A 15448-nucleotide genomic window follows, 5' to 3' on the forward strand; every position below is an offset into this window, starting at 1 on the left:
CGTTACGTCAGCAATTCACCCGCGCCGAAGAGAGCGATGATCCCGAGCGACACCACGGCGACCACGCCGAGCCCGGCGAGATAGACGAGGACCTGAGCCAGAATGTCCCGCCCCCGACCGAGCCGAAGCGCGATGAGGAAGACGACAATCGGCACAGCGATGCCGATGCTGAGCACTGCCCAGCCGAGCACGGAGATCGACGTGTCGAGACCGGATGCCAGTGTGCTGATGCCGACAACGTTGCCGACGGCCTCCCACACGTCGTAGGCGTAGAAGAGACCAAAGAGAACGGCGAGCGTCGTGGCCAGCCAGCGAGGAAGAGCCCTGCGCGCTGGTGCAGCCTGGGTCGGTTCGGCGCTCATGATGCGCCTCCCAGGAGGAACGGCACCGGGGCGAGCACGACGACGCCGACGGCGAGCACGATCAGGCGCGCCCGTGACGTGACCGACGTCCGCGTGAGCCAGAGCGTGGCGCCGAACCAGAGAGCTGGAGCCAGTACGGCGAGCCACAGGCCGAGGCTGTACATCGCGCCCCCGATGATGTCGGAGGGTGACGCAGTGTCGCGCTGCACGACGATGAGCCAGCCGATGCTGTAGAGCAGGTAGATTCCGGCGATGACCCCGTGCGCGACGAGAGCAACAGAACCCATCTGGCCCCGCGGCTGGTCGTTCCCGGACGCGGCTGTTGTGCCCGGGTTGCCGACAACCTTCCAGCCCGGCGCTACGGCCCGGTCCGTCGGCGTTGTTGCCGCGGGAGCGTCGGTGGGCACGCTCACGGCCCGCTCACTCAGGGCCGGCTCATCGTCACCGGCCCAGCTCAGGGCCTCATCATCACTGTCTCGGGGCATGGCATCCAGAATACCGCTGCACAAACAAACACCCGGTCCCCGCCCTGCCGCCGAAGCGGACAGGGCACGGACCGGGTGATCTGTGAGGGTGACTAGCGGGCGACCGAACCGTCGGTGTAGTCGTCGTCGTTCGAGGCGTTCCACGCGAAGAGCTTGCGCAGCTCGCGGCCGGTCTCCTCGATCGGGTGCGCCTCACCCTTGGCACGCAGTTCGAGGAACTCGGGGGCTCCTGCGTCCTGGTCGTCGATGAAGCGCTTCGCGAACGCTCCGGACTGAATGTCGGCGAGAACGGCCTTCATGTTCTCCTTGACGCTCGGGTCGATGACGCGGGGGCCTGAAACGTAGTCGCCGTACTCAGCGGTGTCTGAGACGCTCCAGCGCTGCTTGGCGATGCCGCCCTCCCACATGAGGTCGACGATGAGCTTGAGCTCGTGCAGAACCTCGAAGTACGCAACCTGCGGCTGGTAGCCAGCCTCGGTAAGGACCTCGAAGCCGTACTGGACGAGCTGCGACGCGCCACCGCAGAGGACAGCCTGCTCACCGAACAGGTCGGTCTCGGTCTCTTCGGTGAACGTGGTCTTGATGCCGCCGGCGCGGAGGCCGCCGATCGCCTTGGCGTAGCTCAGGGTGAGCGGCCAGGCATTGCCCGTCGCGTCCTTTTCAACGGCGACGATGACGGGAACGCCACGGCCTGCCTCGTACTCGCGGCGGACGGTGTGTCCTGGTCCCTTCGGGGCGACCATGATCACGTCAACACCCTCGGGTGCTTCGATGTATCCGAAACGGATGTTGAAGCCGTGACCGAAGACGAGAGCCTTGCCCTCGGCGAGCTGGTCCTTGATGGACTCAGCGTAGATCGTGCGCTGGAACTGGTCGGGAGCGAGGATGACGATGACGTCTGCCCAGGCGGCAGCATCCGAAACACTCTTGACGACGAAGCCCTGCTCCTCGGCCTTTGCGATCGACTTCGACCCTTCCTTGAGCCCGATGACGACGTCGACACCCGAGTCACGGAGGTTCAGCGCGTGTGCGTGCCCCTGTGAGCCGTAACCGACGACGGCAACCTTCTTGCCCTGGATGATCGAGAGGTCGGCGTCAGCGTCGTAGAAAATCTCAGCCACTTGTTTATCTCCTTGTTGTTGAGGTTGGTGCGGTGCGTTGTGTCGCAGAGTGCGACGTCACGCTCGTTAGTTCTTGAATACGCGTTCGGTGATCGACTTGGACCCGCGGCCGATCGCAAGCTGCCCGGACTGCGCGAGTTCCTTGATGCCGAAAGGTTCGAGGACCCTCAGCAGCGCGTTGGTCTTGCCCGAGTCTCCCGTGACCTCGATGACGAGGGCGTCCGTTGCAACGTCGACGACGCGGGCGCGGAACAGGTTGACGGCCTCGAGCACCTGCGAGCGGGTCGTGTTGTCGACGCGCACCTTGATGAGGAGGTGCTCGCGCTGTACAGACTGCGCGGGATCGAGTTCGACGATCTTGATCACGTTGACGAGCTTGTTAAGCTGTTTGGTGATCTGCTCGAGCGGCAGGCCTTCGACAGTGACGACGACGGTGATGCGGCTCAGGCCGGGAACTTCACTCTTTCCGACGGCGAGGGACTCGATGTTGAATCCGCGGCGAGCAAAGAGGCCGGCGACACGGGTGAGCAGACCTGGCTTGTCTTCGACGAGCAGACTCAGAACGTGGGTAGTCATCTCTAGACCTCCTCATCGAACGACGGGCTGTGGTCCCTGGCGTACTGCACATAGCTGTTGCTGACACCCTGGGGAACCATCGGCCACACCATAGCGTCTGCGCTCACGACGAAGTCGATGACGACGGGCCGGTCGTTGGTCTCGAGCGCCAGCTGAATGGCGGCGTCCACCTCATCCATCGATGTCACGCGGATGCCGAGGCATCCGTATGCCTCAGCAAGCTTCACGAAGTCCGGAACCCGGATGGTGTCGTGGCCCGTGTTGAGGTCGGTGTTCGAGTAACGGCCGTCGTAGAACAGCGTCTGCCACTGGCGAACCATTCCGAGCGACGAGTTGTTGATGATCGCGACCTTGATCGGGATCTTGTTGATCGCACAGGTGGCTAGTTCCTGATTGGTCATCTGGAAGCATCCGTCACCGTCGATCGCCCAGACCGTTCGGTCAGGCTCGGCAACCTTGGCGCCCATGGCCGCCGGGACCGAGTAACCCATGGTTCCAGCGCCACCCGAGTTGAGCCAGGAGTTGGGCCGCTCGTACTTGATGAACTGGGCTGCCCACATCTGGTGCTGGCCGACGCCGGACGCGAAGATTCCCTCGGGTCCGGTGAGTTCGCCGATCCGCGAGATGACGTGCTGCGGTGCGAGCAGGCCGTCGCTCGGGGTGGTGAATCCGAGCGGGAACTCCTCGCGGAGCCCATTGAGGTAGGTCCACCAGACCTCGATGTCCGGGACGGTGTCCCGACGGGCCGAGGTGATGGCCGCGGTGAGATCGGCGATGACATCCTTGGCATCGCCGACGATGGGGACGTCTGCCGTGCGGATCTTGGAGATCTCCGCCGGGTCGACGTCGACGTGAACAACTTTGGCGTTCGGTGCGAAGAGCGCCGTCTTACCGGTCACCCGGTCGTCGAACCTCGCGCCGAGTGCGACGATCAGGTCTGACTCCTGCAGCGCAAGCACCGCAGGGACCGTCCCGTGCATCCCCGGCATGCCGAGGTGCTGCGGGTGGGAATCCGGGAAGGCACCACGCGCCATCAGCGTCGTCACAACGGGAGCACCGCTGAGCTCAGCCAGCTCGAGCAGTTCGGCCGAAGCGTGTGCCCTGATGACACCGCCACCGACATAGAGAACCGGTTTCTTCGCCTCCACCATCAGCTGGGCGGCGGCCAGGATCTGCTTGCCGTGCGCCTTCGTCACCGGGCGGTAACCGGGGAGATCGATCTTCGGCGGCCAGATGAACGGGACGGTGTCCTGTTGCGCATCCTTGGTGATGTCGACGAGCACCGGTCCCGGGCGTCCGGTCGACGCGATGTGGTACGCCGCCGCGATTGTCGCGGGGATGTCGGCGGCATCCGTGACCAGGAAGGAGTGCTTCGTGATCGGCATGGTGATGCCGACAATGTCGGCCTCCTGGAACGCGTCGGTTCCCATCAGGGTGGAGAACACCTGGCCGGTGATCGCGAGAAGCGGCACCGAATCCATGTGGGCATCCATGATGGCGGTGACGAGGTTGGTCGCGCCGGGCCCGGAGGTGGCGATGGCTACGCCGACTTTCCCGCTCGCCGCGGCGTAACCCTCGGCTGCGTGTCCGGCGCCCTGCTCGTGACGCACGAGGATGTGACGGATCTTCTCCGTGTCCATGAGCGGGTCATAGACCGGAAGAATGGCACCGCCGGGCAGCCCGAAGACGTCGGTGATCCCGATCAGCTCGAGCGTCCGGACGACGGCCTGGGCCCCGGTCAGGAGCTCTGGCGCCGCGGCGTCGGTGGTTTTGGCAGCCTTGAGGCTGGATGGCGATATGGCGGGAGAAGAATCCGCAGGCATCGTATGGGTTCCCTTGTGAGAGTGGAGATCTGAAGAGGACGTCCTGTTACCCGGTGATCGCGCCTTCAGCGGCGGAGTGCACGAGCTTGGAGTACTTTGCGAGGACGCCACGGGTATAGCGCGGGGGAAGCGGTGCCCAGCCGTTGCGGCGGGCTGCCAGCTCTTGTTCGTCGACAAGTAGGTCGAGCGACCGAGCTGCGATATCGACCCGTATCAGATCACCATCGCGCACGAAGGCAATGGGACCAGCGTCCACTGCTTCGGGTGCTATGTGGCCGATGCAGAGGCCGGTTGTGCCGCCTGAGAATCGACCGTCGGTCAATAGTAGTACATCTTTTCCGAGCCCCGCGCCCTTGATGGCGGCGGTGATGGCGAGCATCTCGCGCATGCCTGGTCCACCCTTCGGCCCCTCGTACCTGATGACGATGACGTCCCCGGCGGAGATCTCCCCGTTGGTCAGTGCGTCCATCGCGCCGCGCTCACGTTCGAAGACGCGAGCGGGACCCTCGAAGACGTCGGCGTCGAAGCCAGCGGTCTTCACAACGGCTCCCTCCGGCGCGAACGAACCGTGCAGCACGGTGATGCCACCCGTCGCGTGGATCGGGTTGTCGAGTGTGCGGATGACTTCACCGTCGAGCGGCATGGGGTTGAGCTCGGCGAGGTTCTCGGCGAGGGTCTTGCCCGTCACCGTGAGCGCGTCGCCATGGAGCAGCCCGGCATCGAGCAGTGCCTTCATCACAACGGGAACTCCGCCGTGACGGTCGACATCGTTCATGACGTACTTGCCGAATGGCTTGAGGTCACCGATGTGCGGCACCTTGTCGCCGATGCGGTTGAAGTCGTCGAGTGTGAGGTCTACTTCGGCCTCACGCGCAATGGCGAGCAGGTGCAGGACGACGTTGGTCGATCCGCCGAAAGCCATGGCAACGGCGATCGCGTTCTCGAATGCCTTCTTGGTCAGGATGTCGCGGGCGGTGATTCCGAGCCGGAGCATGTTGACGACGGCCTCGCCCGAACGGTGCGCGAAGTAGTCACGGCGGCGGTCCGCCGATGGCGGCGCGGCAGAACCCGGAAGGCTCATGCCGAGTGCCTCAGCGACGGATGCCATCGTGTTCGCCGTGTACATTCCGCCGCAGGCACCTTCACCTGGAGCGATGGCGCACTCGATGCGCTTGAGGTCTTCCTCACTCATGGTGCCGGCCTTGCAGGCACCGACCGCTTCGAAGGCGTCGATGATCGTGACGTCCTTCTCGGTTCCGTCGCTGAGCTTCACCCAGCCTGGAGCGATGGATCCTGCGTAGAGGAAGACGCTCGCGAGGTCGAGCCTGGCCGCAGCCATGAGCATTCCCGGCAGCGACTTGTCGCAGCCGGCGAGCAGCACTGTGCCGTCGAGGCGCTCGGCCATGACGACTGTCTCGACGGAATCGGCGATGACCTCACGGGAGACGAGCGAGAAGTGCATTCCCTCGTGGCCCATCGAGATACCGTCGGAAACGGAGATCGTTCCGAACTGCAGCGGATATCCCCCGCCGGAGTGCACGCCTTCCTTGGCGCCCTGCGCAAGCCGGTCAAGTGACAGGTTGCACGGTGTGATTTCGTTCCAGCTCGACGCGATGCCGATCTGGGGCTTATCCCAGTCTGCGTCGCCCATGCCGACGGCGCGGAGCATTCCGCGCGATGTTGTTGCTTCGATTCCGTCTGTGACTGCTCTACTGCGAGGTTTCAGGTCGATCTCTGACATGCCTCGAGTCTAGAACCTCGAACATGCCCGGAGAGTCATCGGCCGGTGGCTGCGCGGAGCTCGGCGAGACGGGCCAGTGCATCCGCGACCTCGACCGGACTGCCAACCCGGTATCGCGCGAGCGTATCCCCCTCGCCGCACTTGAGCGAGAGGTCGCCCTCGCCGAGCACGGCGAACGCATCTTCGTCCGTCACGTCGTCGCCGGCGTAGAGCACGGCGGTCGCCCCCGTGTAGTCGCGCAGGTGACGCACCGCATCCCCCTTGGTGACGCTCAGTACGGAGAACTCGATGACGTTCTTGCCGTCGCGGACCTTGGCTGGAACCCCGGCCGCATCAGCGGCTGCTCGCGCTGCGTCATTGGCCGCGTTTTCGGCGTGACCATCGAGGTGCCTGGTGTGCAGCGCGAACCCGGCCGGCTTCGTTTCGATCCAGGTTCCGGGGTGGGCTTCGCTGACCTGTTCGAGTGCGACGGAGAGGGTCGCGACATGGGCCAGGTCGGCGTCGCTGAGCGGCGGGTGGGTGTCGACGCCGTCGAAACGGTATTCAGCACCGTGGGACCCGACCAGCAGGATGCCGTCTGAGGCGCGGGAGGCACGCTGCAGGCTGTCGACCGCGCGACCGGACACGAACGCCACAGTGGTGTGTGACACGTCGAGGAGTCTCGCCACTGCCTCAGCGGCTTCGGGGATGGCGCGAGAATCGTCGGGATTGTCGACGAACGGGGCGAGTGTTCCGTCGAAATCAAGGGCAACGAGCAGGTGCTCGGTGTCGGCCAGCCGTGTCAGCGCCCCCTCGAGCTCTGCGGGCAGGTTCCCGGTCATCGCCTGTCGTCCGGGTGCTCGTGCGATACGGGGTGTTCAGTGGCGGACTGCGTGAGTTCCTCGAGGAACACCCGCGACCACTTCACGACGTCGTTCTCGAGAACACGCTTGCGGAGCGCGCGCATTCGCCTCCTCCGCTCAGCGACCGGCATGTCGACCGCCTTCAAAATCGCTTCCTTGACCCCCTCGATGTCATGGGGGTTGATCAGGAGGGCCTGTCGGAGGTCGTCGGATGCCCCGGCGAATTCGCTCAGGACGAGGACACCACCGAGGTCGGCGCGGGTCGCGACGTACTCCTTGGCGACGAGGTTCATGCCGTCCCTGAGCGCGGTGACGAGCATGACGTCAGCAGCGAGATAGAGGGCAACCATCTCTTCGCGGGGGTAGCCCTGGTGGAGGTAGTTGATCGCCGTGTGCCCGATGGAACCGTAGTCACCGTTGATGCGCCCCACGGTGAGTTCGATCTCATCGCGCAGCTGCATGTAGCTTGCGACGCGCTCGCGGCTGGGGCTGGCGACCTGTACCAGCGTCACGTCGTGAGCGTCGAGGCGCCCTTCGGCGAGCAGCTCGCCGTATGCCTTCAGCCGGTGGCCGATTCCCTTGGTGTAGTCGAGCCTGTCGACGCCAAGCATGATCGTCTTGGGGTTACCGAGCTCTTCGCGGATCTGCCGTGCCCTCGCCTGCACGTCCGGGCGCTGTGCCAGCTCGACGTAGCTCGTAGCGTCGATGGAAATCGGGTATGCCCTGGCGATGACCCGGCGCATCGGTGCACCACTGACGTGCGACCTGTCGCCCGTCGTCGCGTCTGATGAGTCGCCGACGGGAACCCACACGCGCGTGCCCTTGGTCTCGTACCCGAAGAGACGGCGAACCGCTCGCGTGAAGTTGCCGGCATCGGCCACACGCTGGAATCCGATGACGTCGGCGCCGAGGAGTCCCGAGATGATCTGCTGGCGCCACGGGAGCTGGGAGAAAATCCCGTACGCGGGGAAAGGGATGTGGTTGAAGAAACCGATTGTGAGGTCAGGCCGCAACTCACGGAGCATGCCAGGAACGAGCTGGAGCTGGTAGTCGTGAACCCAGACCGTTGCGCCGGCATCCGCAATGCGTGCGGTGGCCTCGGCAAAACGACGGTTCACCGCAACGTAGGCTTCCCACCACTCGCGGTGATAACTGGGCTGCGCGATGACGTCGTGATACAGCGGCCAGAGTGTGTCGTTCGAGAAACCCTCGTAGTAACGCTCGATCTCTTCCGCGTTCAGTGCGACAGGCACCATGCGGATGTTCTCGTGCTCAAACGGCTCGAGGACGACGTCGGCTGCACCTGGCCAGCCGACCCACGCGCCATCCGTGGTCTTCATCAACGGCTCAAGCGCCGCGACCAGGCCACCGGGCGACATCCGCCACTGCTGGTTGCCCGCGCTGTCGGTGACACTGTCGACCGGCAGCCGGTTCGCCACCACGATGAAATCGTAAGTATCCGGGCCGTCTTCGGTCTGCGATGCCACGCTGTTCCCCTTTATTGCCACTGTTTCGTGGAGGCCAACGCTACCAGCCGGGCCAAATCACGGCTTCGGGGAGGAAGGGAGAGACCAATTGTGATAGAGAGCCGACCGAGGGATATTGCACAGGACCGCACGTTGTCAAGCGTGCACCAGGGACGGGAATAGTCGCTACCGTTGTCGCAACGGAGGGAATCCCATATGCGTAAGTACGTTTTGAACTTCAGTGTCCTGAGCGCCATCGCCGGCGCGTTTTCACTCATCCAGACCTCGAAGACCGCCCCACGCGACTGGCGCCTGGTCTTGCTGTGGGTTGGCTGGCTCGTGACCGTCGCCAACGCTGTGGCAACCGTGAACGAGAAATCAGAGCAGAAGAAGCTCAAGGCCTGAACTCAAGGCTCTCTTTCCGCGATATTCGAGGCGTGTCGGCGTGTCAGACGCCCCCGTTCGGGACGTCAGGTCCACACTGGAGCTACCACTCGCACCAGTACCAGGGAGACCGCACATGTTTGGTCGACGCCGACACCGCGCTCGCGCACAGGTTGCCCTTCCGACGCCCGTTGAGGCGCCGACTCCCGCCCCTCAGCTCTCCGAGGAGCAGCTGTTCGATGTCGTGCGCGAACGCCTCGACGAATTCCTGGGCGCGCGGGGGGAATGGACGCTCGTACGGCGCTCCGAGAGTGACACCGACGAGTTCTTCCAGAGCATGACCGCGTTCTCTGTTGCCCGCGATGTCACGACATCGATCCTGGCCACGGCTCGCGCCGGGCAGGACGCCGAGACACAGCCCGAGCCCGCCCCCGAAGTGACAGTCTCCGGCTTCGTCGGCTTTGGTGCACCCGTTCTCGACTCCGCGCCCGCTGACACCGCTGACCTCGACGCCTTCGTGACCACGCCGATCACCGAACAGGTGACGTTCGAGCTCAACGCCATCGCCGTGTGGGCCGACCCGCAGCGCCACGACCCGAGCCACGTCAACCCGGATCTCGTCACGCCGCCCATCGCTTCGGGCTCAAAGGCAAACGTTTCCTGACCACGTAGTTCTGCGCCACGGTAGTTCTGTGCCACGGTAGTTCTGTGCCACGGTAGTTCTGCGACACTGCAGTTCCGCGACACTGCAGTTCCGCGACACCGCAGTTCCGCGACACCGCAGTTCCAGGCACCACGACGCGCCCTGTGAGCGCGTGACGCGTCCAGGCGGCCGTTCAACCGTCCTGACGACGACCCCGCACAAAGTACGCGATGGGTCCGATCCAGTTCACTGCGATCACGGCCGCCCAGAGGGGTCTCGGTCCGTTGATTTGTGCCGCGGGACGCTTGGCAAGGTCTGCCCACGCCGCTGCGGCCAGTGCGACCTGCACCGAGCCGGCGACAACCACAGCGATCTTCCGCCCCACGCTGAGGTTCTTGAACGTCAGATTTTTTTTCATCGCGGTTCTCCTCTTCGACTGTGACGGAAACTTCGTCGCTCCAGCTTGACGGCATCCGTTCGCCGACACAATCGAGCGCACAAAAAACCCCGACCATGTGTCATGATCGGGGCTATCTGGTGCACCCCCCGGGACTTGAACCCGGAACCCACTGATTAAGAGTCAGTTGCTCTGCCAATTGAGCTAGAGGTGCGTTTCTCGTTCGAAACTCGCGCTTCGAACCGTGGAAAACAATAGCATGCGTTGAGCCCCCCGAGCGAATCGAGGGCGCCTCAGCATTTCGGCCGCCGGTATCGTAGGTGCCATGACCACTCCCCCGGCTCCGTCCCTCGCGGACGACCTCTCCCTGGCTCTTCGACTGGCGGATGCCGCCGACGCCATCTCCCTCGCACGTTTCCGTTCCGCCAACCTCGAGATTTCGACGAAACCGGATGCCACGCACGTGACGGATGCCGACCTGGCGGTCGAGCGAGCCCTCCGTGACATCCTGGCGACCGAACGCCCGGGCGATGGCATCCTCGGTGAGGAGTACGGTACAGCGGGCTCCACCGCGCGGCAGTGGATCCTCGACCCCATCGACGGCACAGCGAACTTTCTTCGCGGCGTGCCCAACTGGGCGACGCTCATCAGCCTCGCCGTCGATTCAGAGCCGGTGGTCGGCGTCGCGAGCGCTCCGGCGTTCCGGAAGCGCTGGTGGGCACATACCGGCGGAGGAGCGTGGCTCGCCGAGGACGGCGCGGAACCCCGGCGGCTCTCCGTCTCCGGCGTCGAACGCCTCGAAGACGCGTCACTGAGCTTCCAGAGCATCACCCAGTGGGACGAGGCGGGTTATCTTGACCAGCTCGTCTCGCTGACCCGCCAGGTCTGGCGGGACCGGGCATACGGCGACATGTGGTCATACGGGCTGCTCGCTGAAGGACTCGTCGACATCGTGGGCGAGTTCGGCGTCAAGGAGTACGACATCGCTCCGTTCGTGATCCTCATCCGGGAGGCGGGCGGTCGGTTCAGCGCCATCGACGGGGAGGACTCGATCGCCGCACGCAGTGCGCTCGCGACCAACGGCATACTGCACAATGATGTCCTCCGCAACCTCGGACACTGAGCAGGCCGATTTACACCGGCTGCCCCTACTATTCCTGTATGAGACCGCTCCCGAGTGAACCCGTTTACAGCACAGCCGTCGCAGTGGGAAAAACCATTTTCGGCGGGCTGGGGCTGAAGCGCATCGTCACCGGTGCCGAGAACATCCCGGCGACCGGGGGCGCGATTCTCGCGATCACCCACTTCGGGTACATGGATTTCGCGCTCACCGAGTGGATGGTGTGGGATCGCACCCGGAGGCGCGTCCGCTTCATGGCGAAGAAGGGCGCTTTCGATAAGCCCATGGTCGGCTGGCTGCTGCGGGGCATGAAGCACATCTCGGTCGACATGTCCGCGGGCGCCGAGGCGTACTCCAAGGCAATCGTCGCGCTGAAGGCCGGCGAGATGATCGGCGTGTTTCCCGAGGCCGGTGTCAACACTTCGTTCACCGTGCGCGAGTTGAAGACGGGCACGGTCCGCATGGCCGCCGAGGCCGGGGTGCCCGTCATTCCGATCGCCGTCTGGGGTGGCCACCGCCTTCTCACCAAGGGCAGGAAGCCGACGCTCCGCGAAGCGTTCCGCACCCCGATCAGATATACCGTCGGTAAACCCATCCAGATGGATGCCACGTCCGACGTCCGCGAAAGCACGCTGGCGCTTCGGGTAACCATGCAGGCTCTGCTCGACGAGGCTCAGGCCTCATACCCGGTCGACGGCAAGGGGGCGTGGTGGCAGCCCGCCCACCTGGGCGGAACAGCACCCACCCCGGAAGAGGCCGCGATCGCCGAAGCCGAACGCCAGAAACGCAAAGCAGCCGAAGCCGCTCGGAAGTGATGTCGGCGAGGCGACTGGGGCAGGTGGCACTCTGGGCGCTGGCCGCCCTCGCGCTTGCCGTCGTGGTCGGAGCGGTGTGGCTTCACCAGGTGATGCCCGGGGACCGCGATGCGGCGCTCAACGCGTGGCAGAACGACTCGATCGAGATCACCGACACCGAAACGGGCATCGTCATGGAACCGACGGCGGGGGCGACGTCCACGGGATTGGTCTTCGTGCCCGGCGCGAAGGTCGATCCGTACGCGTACCTCTACAAGCTGTCGGGAATCGTCGAGAACGGCACCACTGTCGTGATCACGAAACCGACCCTCAACCTTGCCTTTGCCGATCTCAGGCCCCTCGACGCATTCACCGCCACTGCCCCCGGGATCGATGAGTGGTTCGTCGGAGGACACTCCCTCGGCGGGGTCAAGGCGTGCCAGTACGCATCCGACCCTTTCGTCGCGGGTCTCGTACTGTTCGGCAGTTACTGTGCGACCGACCTGTCAGGCACGGGCATCCCGGTTCTCAGCTTCGTGGCACAAAACGACGGACTCAGCACACCGCAGAAAATCGAGGATGCCGCTGGCTTGCTCCCCGCGGACACCGTCACCGTGGTACTCCCCGGTGCGAACCACGCGGACTTCGGCGACTACGGTGTTCAGCCGGGCGACGGAGAGTCAGCTGTCGACGACGCCGACGTCAGGCAGGTCATCACCGAAGAGTTCCAGGCCTGGCGGGACGCGCAGGGCCACTGACGCCCAGCACCTCGGACGCCCAGTACCTCGGACGCCCAGTGCCTCTGACAGCCTGCGCGAGAACCGTCAGCGCCGAACCGATGCCAGCCTTCCCGGCCCGAAGAACACCGGCGGTGCCCAATAGTGCACCGGCTCGGGCGTATCGGCATCGATAACCGCAGTGGCGTGCCCGAACTTCCAGAGCCGGTTGAACAGGAAGACCGTCACCTCCGTCGGGCCGTCCTCTGACAGCTGCCAGGTCCCCGTCCCCCACTGTGCCGGCTGCCCCCGTCCGTTGAACACCACGGTCGGCTTCGGAAACCAGCCCATCCTGGGCTTGTGGAGCGTGAGTTCAAGTCGTCGGGTCTCGGCCATCCTCCCAGCTAACCACGAATGCCTCGCCGGCGATTCCGGCGCACAAAAAAGGGCCACCGGACGGTGGCCCTTTCGTGTTCGACAACGCGTGATAGCAACCCGGGAGTGGAGATGCGGGGAATTGAACCCCGGTCCACTGCTGTGGTCGTGTGCCTTCTACGGGTGTATCCAGTGAAGACGTTCTACTCGGCTCCGGAATTTGCCACTGGCACCTACTCCGACGAGCCCAGCCTCAGTTTGAGTCCCTCTACGCCCTGAGACGAAACGTAGAAGCAATCTCTCTAAATGGCGCCAGGATCCGGGTAGAGAGCATTCCCGGTCTGACGGACTTCTTTAGTGCGCTCGCTTAGGCAGCGAGGGCGAAGTCAGTGCGCTTTGAATTGGCACTTATTGTTTTCCAGAGATCGTTAACGAGATAACCCTGGATCCTCGACCCGCTTCTCACAGTTGCGCAGGCAGTGTCGAAACCGATCATCCCCATGCGAATCGTGTGCAAGCCCTGCGTACAGAACGAGCCTCGAAGTGAATCACTATCACGCGCTGTTGAATTATTAAACCGGGATACCCGGCGCTTGCTGCATCTTCCGATGCAGCTCTCCAGTATACCTCGCGAACGAGCAGGCCGGAAATGATTCTGGCTTGTATTCTCGCAGCATGAGCTCAGAAGCGCACGACATCGCAGGCCCGACAGTGATCGCCGTTCGGGGGGAGGCCTTTGTTGAGGTACCACCGGAACGCGCCAGGGTGAACATCGTGATCGAGGTGGACGGAGCGGACAAAACGGATGTCGAGCGGCGGGCGGCCGACGCACGAAACGGGTGCATCGATGCTGCGCGGTCTGGCCATGACCCGGTACGTGGACCGATCGCGGACTGGACTGCCGACCAGCTGCAGGTATGGAGTTCACGGCCGTGGAACGCCGATGGCGTCCAGCTCCCGCTGGTGTTCCATTCGCGATCCACCGTGTCCGCCACGTTCTCCGACCTCGAGTTCGTCGGCCCCTGGATCGACGATGCAACCCACGACGACGCGGTCGCTCTCGCCGGAATCGACTGGAGCATCACCGACAGCACCCGGCGGGAACTCACGGAAGGATGCCAGCGGGACGCCGTCCAGAACGCCCTGTCAAAGGCATCCGTTTATGCCTCGTCGCTCGGACTCGGGTATGTTCGTCCGACCGAGATCGCGGAACCCGTGGTGCTGGGCGCCCCGGGCGCAGAGTACGGCGCCGTGAGCAGGATGGCGTTTGCGTCTGCCCCGGCGACTCCGACCGGGTTCACACCCGAACCGATCCGTATCGGAGCAGAGGTCAACGCCAGGTTTGAAGCGCGACCGGCGGATTAACCCTGCTCGACGAGAGCGTCGTGCAGCCGGCCGAGTTCACTGAGCGTGAACCCCGCACCGAGCAGATACTGGCGAACCGAGCCATGCTCGGCCTCGAGCTCATCCAGTACCTCGTCAAGCACCTCTCCCGGGCTTCCGCCCATGAGAACACGGAGCTCCGGCGTCTCCGTGCCGCCGTGCTCAACGATGATCGAGATCATGTTCTCGAGCCACTCACCGCTCAGGTTTTCTTCCGATCGGGCGTAGTCCTCGACCACGAGACGCCGGTCGACACCGACAGCGACGAGAGCGAGTGCGACGACGACGCCCGTGCGGTCCTTGCCCGCAGTGCAGTGGATGAGAACCGGATGCTCCTCCATCGCCAGTAGCTCGCGGAGGGCCTGGGCTACAACACCCGAGTGCTGGGTGAGAATCCGACGGTAGAGCGTGGTCAGGCTCACGGCAGCTTCGCCCTGCGAGGCACCGGAGCCCTCGAACAGCGGCAGATGCACCCTGCGGACATCGAGCCCGTCGAGGTCGTCCGGCATGACCCTGACCTCGAAGTCGTCGCGTAGATCGATGACCACGCCGACACCGAGATCGCGAATGTCCTGTTTGCCGTCGTCACCGAGCCGGTAGAGGCCGTCGGAGCGAAGCAGTCGACCGTATTTCACCCGGCCGTCGAGGGTCGGATACCCGCCGACGTCGCGAAAGTTGTAGGTGCCGTTCACCGTCAACTTCGGCGCAATCGTCACTACTCCCCCAGGTGGTTCTTTGCCGCGATCGCGCGAGCAGCTTCGCGCGTCGCTTCGCGCTCGCGCAGCGTCTGGCGCTTGTCGTATTCCTTCTTACCCTTGGCGATGGCGATTTCGACCTTGGCCTTGCCGTCGCTGAAGTACAGCTTGAGCGGGATGATCGTGTATCCGCCCGGCGCCACCTTGTGGCTGATCTTCAGGATCTGCGCCTTGTGCAGCAGCAGCTTGCGCTTGCGCCTCGGCGGGTGGTTGTTCCAGGTGCCACCGGTGTACTCAGGGATGTGCACAGCGTCGAGCCAGGCTTCTCCGCCCTCGATGAAGGCGTAGCCGTCGACGAGCGACGCGCGCCCCGCACGGAGCGACTTCACCTCGGTACCGGTGAGAACCATTCCGGCTTCAAAGGTGTCTTCGATGATGTAGTCGTGGCGCGCCTTGCGATTGGTGGCCACAACGTTTTGACCACGTTCCCTGGGCACGAGCTACTCCGTTGTTTGGTGTGGGCGG

The 15448-nt window shown here is 64.3% G+C and carries 18 protein-coding genes, 1 tRNA gene and 1 other RNA gene; 6 read left to right on the top strand and 14 right to left on the bottom strand.

The genetic code is table 11. From position 1 onward, the window contains the following. Positions 1 to 2: 2 nt before the first annotated feature. The 8 genes from AC1X6S_RS04030 to otsA all read right to left on the bottom strand — a co-directional run bounded on the left by AC1X6S_RS04030 (position 3) and on the right by otsA (position 8437). A complete protein-coding gene (locus AC1X6S_RS04030) occupies positions 3 to 362 on the bottom strand; it encodes a hypothetical protein (RefSeq protein WP_483404503.1) in 360 nt (119 codons plus the stop codon). Continuing rightward, positions 359 to 847, bottom strand: a complete 489-nt coding sequence (locus AC1X6S_RS04035) for a hypothetical protein (RefSeq protein WP_483404504.1) — start codon at positions 845 to 847, stop codon at positions 359 to 361. The genes AC1X6S_RS04030 and AC1X6S_RS04035 overlap by 4 nt, the downstream gene beginning before the upstream one ends. A gap of 92 nt (positions 848 to 939) precedes the next feature. Continuing rightward, positions 940 to 1968 carry a ketol-acid reductoisomerase gene (gene ilvC, locus AC1X6S_RS04040; protein ID WP_483404505.1) on the bottom strand — a complete coding sequence of 343 codons (1029 nt, stop codon included), beginning with the start codon at positions 1966 to 1968 and terminating at the stop codon, positions 940 to 942. Between the two features lie 66 nt (positions 1969 to 2034). Continuing rightward, positions 2035 to 2544, bottom strand: a complete 510-nt coding sequence (gene ilvN / locus AC1X6S_RS04045; RefSeq protein ID WP_483404506.1) for an acetolactate synthase small subunit — start codon at positions 2542 to 2544, stop codon at positions 2035 to 2037. 2 nt (positions 2545 to 2546) lie between these two features. Further along, positions 2547 to 4367 (bottom strand): acetolactate synthase large subunit, encoded by a 1821-nt coding sequence (locus AC1X6S_RS04050; protein WP_483404507.1) that lies wholly within the window; start codon positions 4365 to 4367, stop codon positions 2547 to 2549. Between the two features lie 46 nt (positions 4368 to 4413). Further along, positions 4414 to 6108 carry a dihydroxy-acid dehydratase gene (gene ilvD / locus AC1X6S_RS04055; protein WP_108391398.1) on the bottom strand — a complete coding sequence of 565 codons (1695 nt, stop codon included), beginning with the start codon at positions 6106 to 6108 and terminating at the stop codon, positions 4414 to 4416. A gap of 35 nt (positions 6109 to 6143) precedes the next feature. Then, entirely contained in the window at positions 6144 to 6929 is a 786-nt protein-coding gene (otsB, locus tag AC1X6S_RS04060; protein ID WP_483404508.1) for a trehalose-phosphatase, read from the bottom strand. Next, positions 6926 to 8437, bottom strand: coding sequence for an alpha,alpha-trehalose-phosphate synthase (UDP-forming) (otsA, locus tag AC1X6S_RS04065; protein WP_483404509.1), 1512 nt, complete (start codon positions 8435 to 8437; stop codon positions 6926 to 6928). Before otsA ends, otsB begins: the two co-directional genes overlap by 4 nt. A gap of 195 nt (positions 8438 to 8632) precedes the next feature. Here otsA and AC1X6S_RS04070 point away from each other — a divergent pair, with 195 nt between their 5' ends. Both AC1X6S_RS04070 and AC1X6S_RS04075 read left to right on the top strand, forming a co-directional pair. Then, positions 8633 to 8821: a hypothetical protein gene (locus AC1X6S_RS04070; protein WP_483404510.1), complete on the top strand. Its 189-nt coding sequence runs from the start codon at positions 8633 to 8635 to the stop codon at positions 8819 to 8821. Between the two features lie 115 nt (positions 8822 to 8936). Beyond that, positions 8937 to 9464, top strand: a complete 528-nt coding sequence (locus AC1X6S_RS04075) for a hypothetical protein (protein WP_483404511.1) — start codon at positions 8937 to 8939, stop codon at positions 9462 to 9464. 172 nt (positions 9465 to 9636) lie between these two features. Here the strand turns inward: AC1X6S_RS04075 and AC1X6S_RS04080 are convergent, their stop codons facing one another. Beyond that, a complete protein-coding gene (locus tag AC1X6S_RS04080; protein ID WP_483404512.1) occupies positions 9637 to 9861 on the bottom strand; it encodes a PLDc N-terminal domain-containing protein in 225 nt (74 codons plus the stop codon). A gap of 117 nt (positions 9862 to 9978) precedes the next feature. Continuing rightward, positions 9979 to 10054: transfer RNA gene (locus AC1X6S_RS04085), tRNA-Lys, on the bottom strand. 111 nt (positions 10055 to 10165) lie between these two features. On the opposite strand from AC1X6S_RS04085, the gene AC1X6S_RS04090 reads away from it, so the two are divergent. From AC1X6S_RS04090 to AC1X6S_RS04100, 3 genes are read left to right on the top strand one after another with little or no spacing between them, the layout of a single operon-like run. Beyond that, positions 10166 to 10963 carry an inositol monophosphatase family protein gene (locus AC1X6S_RS04090; RefSeq protein ID WP_483404513.1) on the top strand — a complete coding sequence of 266 codons (798 nt, stop codon included), beginning with the start codon at positions 10166 to 10168 and terminating at the stop codon, positions 10961 to 10963. A gap of 38 nt (positions 10964 to 11001) precedes the next feature. Continuing rightward, entirely contained in the window at positions 11002 to 11775 is a 774-nt protein-coding gene (locus tag AC1X6S_RS04095) for a lysophospholipid acyltransferase family protein (protein WP_483404514.1), read from the top strand. A gap of 23 nt (positions 11776 to 11798) precedes the next feature. Further along, a complete protein-coding gene (locus tag AC1X6S_RS04100; RefSeq protein ID WP_483404515.1) occupies positions 11799 to 12512 on the top strand; it encodes an alpha/beta hydrolase in 714 nt (237 codons plus the stop codon). Between the two features lie 66 nt (positions 12513 to 12578). Here AC1X6S_RS04100 and AC1X6S_RS04105 read toward each other — a convergent pair whose 3' ends face one another. Both AC1X6S_RS04105 and ssrA read right to left on the bottom strand, forming a co-directional pair. Continuing rightward, positions 12579 to 12866: a hypothetical protein gene (locus AC1X6S_RS04105; protein WP_483404516.1), complete on the bottom strand. Its 288-nt coding sequence runs from the start codon at positions 12864 to 12866 to the stop codon at positions 12579 to 12581. Positions 12867 to 12969: 103 nt separating this feature from the next. Then, positions 12970 to 13345: a transfer-messenger RNA gene (gene ssrA / locus AC1X6S_RS04110) on the bottom strand. A 175-nt stretch (positions 13346 to 13520) separates the two neighbouring features. On the opposite strand from ssrA, the gene AC1X6S_RS04115 reads away from it, so the two are divergent. After that, positions 13521 to 14210 carry an SIMPL domain-containing protein gene (locus AC1X6S_RS04115; RefSeq protein WP_483404517.1) on the top strand — a complete coding sequence of 230 codons (690 nt, stop codon included), beginning with the start codon at positions 13521 to 13523 and terminating at the stop codon, positions 14208 to 14210. On the opposite strand, the gene AC1X6S_RS04120 is transcribed toward AC1X6S_RS04115, so the two are convergent. Continuing rightward, entirely contained in the window at positions 14207 to 14944 is a 738-nt protein-coding gene (locus AC1X6S_RS04120) for a tyrosine-protein phosphatase (protein ID WP_483404518.1), read from the bottom strand. The two genes, AC1X6S_RS04115 and AC1X6S_RS04120, sit on opposite strands and share 4 nt — an antisense overlap. Next, on the bottom strand, positions 14944 to 15420 hold the full coding sequence (gene smpB, locus AC1X6S_RS04125; RefSeq protein ID WP_483404519.1) for an SsrA-binding protein SmpB: 477 nt from the start codon (positions 15418 to 15420) through the stop codon (positions 14944 to 14946). Before smpB ends, AC1X6S_RS04120 begins: the two co-directional genes overlap by 1 nt. Positions 15421 to 15448: the final 28 nt, after the last annotated feature.

The organism is Mycetocola sp. Y442, assembly GCF_056898615.1.

Excerpts from the sequence above, each read along its gene's own strand:
- AC1X6S_RS04030 (WP_483404503.1), bottom strand. The coding sequence starts at position 362 with ATGAGCGCCGAACCGACCCAGGCTGCACCAGCGCGCAGGGCTCTTCCT.
- AC1X6S_RS04035 (WP_483404504.1), bottom strand. The coding sequence starts at position 847 with ATGCCCCGAGACAGTGATGATGAGGCCCTGAGCTGGGCCGGTGACGAT.
- ilvN (WP_483404506.1), bottom strand. The coding sequence starts at position 2,544 with ATGACTACCCACGTTCTGAGTCTGCTCGTCGAAGACAAGCCAGGTCTG.
- AC1X6S_RS04050 (WP_483404507.1), bottom strand. The coding sequence starts at position 4,367 with ATGCCTGCGGATTCTTCTCCCGCCATATCGCCATCCAGCCTCAAGGCT.
- ilvD (WP_108391398.1), bottom strand. The coding sequence starts at position 6,108 with ATGTCAGAGATCGACCTGAAACCTCGCAGTAGAGCAGTCACAGACGGA.
- otsB (WP_483404508.1), bottom strand. The coding sequence starts at position 6,929 with ATGACCGGGAACCTGCCCGCAGAGCTCGAGGGGGCGCTGACACGGCTG.
- AC1X6S_RS04070 (WP_483404510.1), top strand. The coding sequence starts at position 8,633 with ATGCGTAAGTACGTTTTGAACTTCAGTGTCCTGAGCGCCATCGCCGGC.
- AC1X6S_RS04075 (WP_483404511.1), top strand. The coding sequence starts at position 8,937 with ATGTTTGGTCGACGCCGACACCGCGCTCGCGCACAGGTTGCCCTTCCG.
- AC1X6S_RS04080 (WP_483404512.1), bottom strand. The coding sequence starts at position 9,861 with ATGAAAAAAAATCTGACGTTCAAGAACCTCAGCGTGGGGCGGAAGATC.
- AC1X6S_RS04090 (WP_483404513.1), top strand. The coding sequence starts at position 10,166 with ATGACCACTCCCCCGGCTCCGTCCCTCGCGGACGACCTCTCCCTGGCT.
- AC1X6S_RS04095 (WP_483404514.1), top strand. The coding sequence starts at position 11,002 with ATGAGACCGCTCCCGAGTGAACCCGTTTACAGCACAGCCGTCGCAGTG.
- AC1X6S_RS04105 (WP_483404516.1), bottom strand. The coding sequence starts at position 12,866 with ATGGCCGAGACCCGACGACTTGAACTCACGCTCCACAAGCCCAGGATG.
- AC1X6S_RS04115 (WP_483404517.1), top strand. The coding sequence starts at position 13,521 with ATGAGCTCAGAAGCGCACGACATCGCAGGCCCGACAGTGATCGCCGTT.